Genomic DNA, 321 nt, shown 5'->3' with positions numbered 1-321 from the left:
GTTTATCTCTGCTTGGAACTGTGAACTGCTCTCGATCATAGAGACCCCAATATTTTTTTGGGGCATTAAAGGGGAGGTGTGGCTTACTAAAGCCTACAAACATTAAAAATTTATCATCTTTAAGTTGTTTTAGAGTATTGATTGCATCCGTTGCTACTTTGCCATCTTTATAAAAGTTGTCATCTACGTCGCCAGCTTCATAAGCGAATCGCGTTTTTGAGTTTTCAGCGATAGCGTAAAAGTTATCAAGCTTTTTAATATGCGTTGACCAGTTTTCTTGGTCGTCCGTTACAATATGGTAAACCTTACCTATGCTAATAG

General features: G+C 37.7%; 1 protein-coding gene. It reads right to left on the bottom strand.

Annotated features, from left to right (window positions below):
• Positions 1-321: alkaline phosphatase family protein (locus R0K30_RS21445; RefSeq protein WP_410612808.1), on the bottom strand; the 321-nt coding region annotated here is incomplete at both ends.

It is taken from the genome of Bacillus sp. SIMBA_154 (assembly GCF_046536015.1).
In the GTDB taxonomy this organism is placed as follows: Bacteria; Bacillota; Bacilli; order Bacillales; family Bacillaceae; genus Bacillus; species Bacillus pumilus_P.
This window is presented reverse-complemented; position numbering and strand designations above follow the sequence as displayed.